We start from the raw sequence: 5,348 nt of genomic DNA on the forward strand, positions 1-5,348 counted from the left end.
ACGCGCCGACCGCTTCAGACGCTGACCAAGATCGTGTTTCCGAACGACGAGAGACCGCCCGTCATCGGGTTCAATCGCGATCTGTCCTGGGGTGGCGCGTGCCTCATCGTTCCCGACGCTCTGCCGCCAGCGGCGACGACAGTCCAACTGATGATGTCGTGGAAACCGGACATGCCCATTCTGGCGAATGCCCGGCTGTTGCGCACCCAGTTACTGGCGGATGGGCGCACGCAACTCGCCGTGCGCTTCTCCCAATTGACGCTCCATCATCATGCCCGGCTGCTGGAATTTCTGAGCCAGACCTCGCCCGAGGAAGACCATGAAAAAGACAAGCAAGAACGCGCGCTCGCGCCGGCGTTAGAAATTGTCGTCAACGATCCCGCGCAGATGCAACGGCTGCTGGCGGGGATCGCGACGGGACGCCAAACGCTGACCGTGTTTCACGCCTACGCGGTCGATCAAAGCATCAGTTTTTCGTTGACCGGGATGCTGGATGGCGAGGGCGATCGCCTGCGGGCACGGATCGTCGAAGTGCAGCCCTTTCAGATCGCGGACTGCGATTGGACCACGTTGTACCGCAGGGCGAGCGCGTACCCCTATAAATCAATAAGTTACAGTTCATATGTATTGTGAAGCTCGCATCTTAACTGTTTGATTTTATTGATTTCAGAAAAAATTATACGCGCTCACCCTGCGTTGTACCGCGTGACCCTGACGTTCGAGCATCCGCTCGCGTCGCTTAAAAAGTATGTCGAACGGCAGCTTGACCAGCCAATCCGCCTGCCGTCCTTCTCCGCGACAGGCTTACCGCCGGTGTCTGCGCCCGGCTTCGACCACGAAGGTTCGCCAGTATGAGCGCCCCGCCGATCGACGACGACAGCTTCGAGTTGTCTCTCCCGGACAGTGCCCCGGCGCAACGATCGACGCCGCCGGCGCACAACCGCCGCGCGCAACGCCGGCTCGCGATCCAGACCCGCGCACGGATCTTTCTTCCCAACCGGGAAGACCCCCTGATCGCGTTCGGTCGCGACATTTCCTGGGGCGGGATCCGGCTATTTTTGCCAACCGCCCTGCCCGGCTCGACGGATCGCTTTCAACTGATGTTGCCGTGGTTGCCCGGTCGGGCGCTGACGGCGACGAGCCAATGTCTGCGGGTCCAGACGACGAACGCCTGGAGCCAAGAGGTGGCCGCCCGGTTCGTGAGTCTGTCGCTGCGCGATCAAGAACGCCTGGAGCGCCTGTTGACGTTGTTGGGACGCGGCGAGCAAGACGGGACGCCGCCGCTGGCGCGGCACCTCGACGTCGTCGTTTCCGACCTGGCGGCGCTGGATCAGGCGCTCCAGGAGATTGCCACGGGCTATTACACGCTCCATTCGGCAGAGGCCAGCGCACTTCAACAAGGGGTGCGTTTTTCGCTCGTCTCCCCCGATTTGCCAGACCTTCAACTCCGGGCGCGGGTCATCGATGTCGGCGTGCCGATTGGCCACGCGGCGCGGGACACCCCCGAGACGTTGCGCTACACCCTGCTCCTGCGCTTCGAGCATCCGAAGCCGCTGCTGCGCGCCTGCGTGGACGAGCGGCTGGAAAAGTTGCTGTGCGCGCAGTTGGCGGGCACTGCGGACCGGCATCGGAACGTCGCCCCGAGGTTTCCGCGCATCGCCAAACCGGTGGACAAACACCGCGCGGAAAAGGGCTGGCTGGAGCGCGAATTTCCCGATCTTCTCGACCGGATCGTGGCCTGTTGGGGCAATTCCGTGGCCTTTGGACGCTTGTTTCGGGAACTGATCCTGGGCGATGTCGGTCGACCGGGCGGCTGGTCGGACGCGGTGTGGGCGGAATTGACGTGGTTGCAGGAGGTTCATGCGCGTCTCGACGCCGATCAGGCGAGGCGGCGCTGATACGCCGTCGGTGACCGCGGCGCGGAATATTCTCAATGTCGGATTGGGATGCCAATCTCGTTAGACGACGTCCAATGGCTGAAGCCGGGGAATCCTCCGGTCTTCAGCCGGAGGAGGCATCAAGAAGTGCCCGCCCGCCCCAACTGGCTGGAGATCCAGCAGCAACTTGCCCTGCCCGTGCCCGCTCGCCAGGAGAATCCCCCATGCTGACCGATCCCGAACTGCGCGCCATCACCAAGCGCCTGATGATGTCCGAGACCATGCAATCCCTGGTCGCGATGGCCGCCGATTGCCCGATGGACCTGCGCGACCCGGCGAGCGTCAAGGTCGTGCTGGCCACCTCCAGCGACACCCTCATCCAAGCCCTGGACGCCAAGCGGATCCATTTCGACCCGGCCGAGGATCGGGCGATGCTCTACGGCTTGCTGATGACCGCCCTGGAAGTGGTGATGGATGGACGACTGAAGGAAAACACGCGCCGCGCCACGATGCAGTAGCGCGACGCGGGGTCAGGGATGGCGCCGTCGTGGCGCCATCCGCGTCAAGGTGCCCGGCCCGGGATGGCGCTCGCCGACAACACCAACTGCTTCCCCATGGCAGCCATCGCCTGCGCCAGGGTGTCGATTTTGGTGGGATGGCGCAGATCGACCAGCCGCTGCACCTCCTGCTTGCGCGTCCCCATCCGCCGCGCCAACTCGGCTTGCGGCAGACGCTGTTCGAGCATCGCGTTCAACAGCAACACCTTCCCCCAGACGCTCAACGGCACCGCCACCAGCTCCGCGCCCTCGATCACGGAGGGCAGCGGCACCGGGCGCGCGTCCTCGAAGTAGAACTCGAACGCCGTCACCAGCGCGTCACGCGCATTGATCAGCGCCTCCTCGCGGGTATCGCCCCCCGTCAAGGCTTCCGGGATGTCCGGGAAGCTGGCCATCCAGCCGTCGCCATCCGATTCGATGATCACTGGGTACATGGTTTGCCTCGATGTCGCCTGTCGTGAGTTCCCAGCCCCGCGCGGGACTGGGATCCGCCTATAAGCCAAGTTGCTTGATGATGGCCTTGCGGAGCTGCTCGTGGATTTCCTTTCCGGGATGGCGCGGCATCGTCGATTGCCTTCCTTGCCGGTAGAGCTTCAGATGGTTTGCGCCATCTTTCGTCACGACCCCTTGAGACTCCAGCCAGCGTCGGAACTCACGCTGCTTCACCGTACCTCCGTTGGTTGTTTGATGTGCGTTTATAGTAAACAAAAATGTTTACTATGTCAATCGAATGGCGTGCCGTCAAGCTAAAAAACCCCCATATATGGCGATTTTCAAACCGCGTGAACACTGATATCCTTAAAACCACTCGGCATTGGACGTGTCCAGAATGCCACACCAAGTTGGACAGAGACGTGAATGCGGCTCTGAACATCAAAGCGGCGGGGCTCGCCGTGTTAGCTTGTGGAGAGAACGTAAATCCAGTGTTGGCGAAAGCTGGCATTGGTTGATCTCGTTGAAGCAAGAATCTCCGGGGCTTCAGCCCGGAGAGTCGTCAAGCCGAGGTGATCCGTCTTGCGCGAGAAGCCCCGGCGTTCAGGCCGGGTGAGGAATAGCGCTGCCGCCCTCTCGGGCGGCTGATTCGGCGCTGCTTCAGCGCCGTCAGTTGTTTCCATTTTGGAAAAAACTGAATAATTTAGGCGGAAAACACATTGTAGCTTTTGTCGATTCTACCGAGACCAGAAGACCCGACAGCGCAAGCGTTGACCCAGATTTGCCTATCGTCTTGCAGTCTTCTGACGTGTCCGCGCCTCAAATGTTGTCTCGGGCTGTTTCTATCGCCCTGTTGAGACGCTGTTCGCTGCGCCGTTGCTGGCACCACAATAGAGAGCGTCTTGGTTGCATAAATCGGGATCTTGCCATTCTTGGCGCGTTTCGCGTTTGCCTTTTTGTTCTCATGCTGGATGGTGTCTATCTTGACGTTCGAGCACGCCAAAGCCTCGCATAGCTCAAGCACGGCGCGCACTTCGCCGCCGATGTCGTGAAGCGACTCGCGAAAAGCTTGATCGAATCCCCGCATTTCGCACATTAAATTGAATAATCCAGGAAGAACGGGGATCGGAGTTCCGGAAAAATATTGTTTCGACTCGAATTTAACAAGCGGCTCGGTCACTAATTGAACGGTACCGCCAGGCGAATAATCCCAGGTGATAGGCATTATCCAAGACATCGGGCACGGAACCCACACGCCGTCAATTTCGTTTAACACAATGAATTGGGTAAATCGATCATCTGGAAAGTTGGCGAAAATATCGACAGTTCCAGCACACCCCATCTGATTCTGGATGTCGCGAACCTCGTTTTTTTCGGTCTCGAAAGCCAGGACTAAACGCCTTGGCGAATATGTTGGAGCCGCTTCGCAATGCTGCGATTTTTGATCGTCGACGAAATATTCAACCGTGATCGCTTGAAATGGGAGTCTAACTTGCCGTCCTACTAGCCCCTTCAAGTCATCGTCAAATATTTCACCGTTATCCGGGATCGCAAAATGCACAGCATTTTTAATGATCCCGGCAGCGAGTTCGGCAAAAAACACATCGAAATCCCTATTTTTATAATTCGCTGGCGCACGCGCCCATTTTCTCAATCCGGCCTCCGCCTGTGCGGCATAATTACGCGCCGAAATCAACTTCGGCTCCGTTCGCATCGCACTGTCCCGCTTTTGCCGCGCAGGCGCGTCCTTGGGTACTTTCCAAGTACCGCGCCAGATCGAGTTGCCAGACGTTGGCGGCACACCTCGCTGCGGCGAGCGCGGAAAAGCACGCCCGCGCGTCGAAGTGCTCGGGGAATGCGAGCGCCACCAAGGCCCAGTCCTGATCCTCTTCGTACCAGCCGGGCAAGCGGACCCAAGTGATCGCGTTTTGGATCGCCTCTGGCATGTCCGCCCGGCGCGCGGGGTCGACATAAAACCCGCCATGGACAGCGGTACTGAAAAAGACGATGCCGTTTGCAAAGCGTTTTTCGCGTTGGGAGTCGCCCCAAGGGGTCGGCGTGCTGGCCATCAAAAAGTCCTCGTTGAAACCCGCCATCAATGGCGGGTCTTTGGCTAAAGGTAACCGGCGGCATCGTCGACGTTCTCGGGCGCGTAGTGCCGCATCTCAATCTCAATGCCGCGTCCCGCTCCACTTCCAATCCGACGCTTCGACGATCGTCTCGGCGAGCAGGCGACCGTCCGCCATCTGGCAAAAAATCCGCAGTCTGCCGTCCGGCAGAAACTCGGCACTCTCGTCGGGAATTGCTTCAGCCGCAATGCCGTCTGCGACGGGCGCGACGAGCGCGAGCCATTGATAGGCCGCGCGCGCGCTGAGAAGGATGTCGTCGATGAAATTTTCCATCAGGCGCACACCCAGGCGCGCGGGACTGGCGCATCGATTCGTCGCGCCTGTCGCGCTGGCGGCGGCATGATGGGCGCGCC

At 60.0% G+C, this 5,348-nt stretch carries 9 protein-coding genes; 4 read left to right on the top strand and 5 right to left on the bottom strand.

The features are described 5' to 3' along the window. From QZY07_RS17355 to QZY07_RS17365, 3 genes are all read left to right on the top strand, one after another. The coding region (locus QZY07_RS17355; RefSeq protein WP_295405443.1) for a PilZ domain-containing protein at window positions 1-633 on the top strand (633 nt) is incomplete at its 5' end. 218 nt (window positions 634-851) lie between these two features. After that, window positions 852-1,898 (top strand): PilZ domain-containing protein, encoded by a 1,047-nt coding sequence (locus tag QZY07_RS17360; protein WP_295405445.1) that lies wholly within the window; start codon window positions 852-854, stop codon window positions 1,896-1,898. A gap of 203 nt (window positions 1,899-2,101) precedes the next feature. After that, on the top strand, window positions 2,102-2,395 hold the full coding sequence (locus QZY07_RS17365; RefSeq protein WP_295405447.1) for a hypothetical protein: 294 nt from the start codon (window positions 2,102-2,104) through the stop codon (window positions 2,393-2,395). 44 nt (window positions 2,396-2,439) lie between these two features. Here QZY07_RS17365 and QZY07_RS17370 read toward each other — a convergent pair whose 3' ends face one another. Both QZY07_RS17370 and QZY07_RS17375 read right to left on the bottom strand, forming a co-directional pair. Continuing rightward, complete coding sequence (locus tag QZY07_RS17370; protein ID WP_295405449.1) at window positions 2,440-2,868, bottom strand: type II toxin-antitoxin system HicB family antitoxin; 429 nt, start codon at window positions 2,866-2,868, stop codon at window positions 2,440-2,442. 58 nt (window positions 2,869-2,926) lie between these two features. Further along, the gene (locus QZY07_RS17375) at window positions 2,927-3,100 is read right to left on the bottom strand and encodes a type II toxin-antitoxin system HicA family toxin (protein ID WP_295405451.1); all 174 of its coding nucleotides are present in this window, start codon (window positions 3,098-3,100) and stop codon (window positions 2,927-2,929) included. Window positions 3,101-3,153: 53 nt separating this feature from the next. Here QZY07_RS17375 and QZY07_RS17380 point away from each other — a divergent pair, with 53 nt between their 5' ends. After that, window positions 3,154-3,384, top strand: a complete 231-nt coding sequence (locus QZY07_RS17380) for a zinc ribbon domain-containing protein (RefSeq protein ID WP_295405453.1) — start codon at window positions 3,154-3,156, stop codon at window positions 3,382-3,384. A gap of 185 nt (window positions 3,385-3,569) precedes the next feature. Here QZY07_RS17380 and QZY07_RS17385 read toward each other — a convergent pair whose 3' ends face one another. The 3 genes from QZY07_RS17385 to QZY07_RS17395 all read right to left on the bottom strand — a co-directional run. Next, window positions 3,570-4,580, bottom strand: a complete 1,011-nt coding sequence (locus QZY07_RS17385) for a hypothetical protein (protein WP_295405455.1) — start codon at window positions 4,578-4,580, stop codon at window positions 3,570-3,572. Then, window positions 4,546-4,935, bottom strand: coding sequence for a hypothetical protein (locus QZY07_RS17390; protein ID WP_295405457.1), 390 nt, complete (start codon window positions 4,933-4,935; stop codon window positions 4,546-4,548). The genes QZY07_RS17385 and QZY07_RS17390 overlap by 35 nt, the downstream gene beginning before the upstream one ends. A 102-nt stretch (window positions 4,936-5,037) precedes the next feature. Continuing rightward, window positions 5,038-5,348, bottom strand: a 311-nt coding sequence (locus QZY07_RS17395) for a hypothetical protein (RefSeq protein ID WP_295405459.1), incomplete at its 5' end; no start/stop codon positions are given.

Source organism: uncultured Thiocystis sp. (assembly GCF_903866365.1).
In the GTDB taxonomy this organism is placed as follows: domain Bacteria; phylum Pseudomonadota; class Gammaproteobacteria; order Chromatiales; family Chromatiaceae; genus Chromatium.

Coding starts and splice junctions, on each gene's coding strand:
- QZY07_RS17360 (WP_295405445.1), top strand. CDS start 852: ATGAGCGCCCCGCCGATCGACGACGACAGCTTCGAGTTGTCTCTCCCG.
- QZY07_RS17365 (WP_295405447.1), top strand. CDS start 2,102: ATGCTGACCGATCCCGAACTGCGCGCCATCACCAAGCGCCTGATGATG.
- QZY07_RS17370 (WP_295405449.1), bottom strand. CDS start 2,868: ATGTACCCAGTGATCATCGAATCGGATGGCGACGGCTGGATGGCCAGC.
- QZY07_RS17380 (WP_295405453.1), top strand. CDS start 3,154: ATGTCAATCGAATGGCGTGCCGTCAAGCTAAAAAACCCCCATATATGG.
- QZY07_RS17385 (WP_295405455.1), bottom strand. CDS start 4,580: ATGCGAACGGAGCCGAAGTTGATTTCGGCGCGTAATTATGCCGCACAG.
- QZY07_RS17390 (WP_295405457.1), bottom strand. CDS start 4,935: ATGGCCAGCACGCCGACCCCTTGGGGCGACTCCCAACGCGAAAAACGC.